Genomic DNA, 481 nt, shown 5'->3' with positions numbered 1-481 from the left:
GACCCTGACCGATGCCAATGGCAATCCGGTCACCGCGCAAAACGGTCCTGTGACTGTCACGCTGGACAGCGGCAAAACCATCACCATCGCTGCCGGCGCAAGCTCGGGTGCGTTGGATGTGGCCGTCGGCAACGACGTGTACCAAGGTCCAACCACCGTCACCGAAAGCATCAGTACCGCCACGGGCGGTAACCTCGAAGCCATCGCCCCGAACACCGCGCCAGTCAGCACTGTGGTCAGCGACGTCAACGACACCACCACGGTGACCTTGACCGCCACACCAACCGTGAACGAAAACGGCACCATCACCTACACCGCGACCCTGACCGATGCCAATGGCAACCCGGTCACCGCGCAGAATGGTCCGGTCACTGTCACGCTCGACAGCGGCAAAACCATCACCATCGCCGCGGGTGCCAGCTCCGGCGTGCTCGATGTCGCTGTGGGTAACGATGTTTACCAAGGCCCAACGACCGTCACC

General features: G+C 62.6%; 1 protein-coding gene. It reads left to right on the top strand.

From position 1 onward, the window contains the following. On the top strand, nt 1-481 hold a 481-nt coding region (locus V7773_RS30255; protein WP_336076502.1), incomplete at both ends, for an immunoglobulin-like domain-containing protein.

Source organism: Pseudomonas sp. 3JA (genome assembly GCF_036961705.1).
Lineage (GTDB): Bacteria > Pseudomonadota > Gammaproteobacteria > Pseudomonadales > Pseudomonadaceae > Aquipseudomonas > Aquipseudomonas fluorescens_Q.
Note: the sequence above shows the minus strand (reverse complement) of the source record. Positions and strands in the feature narration are given on the sequence as shown.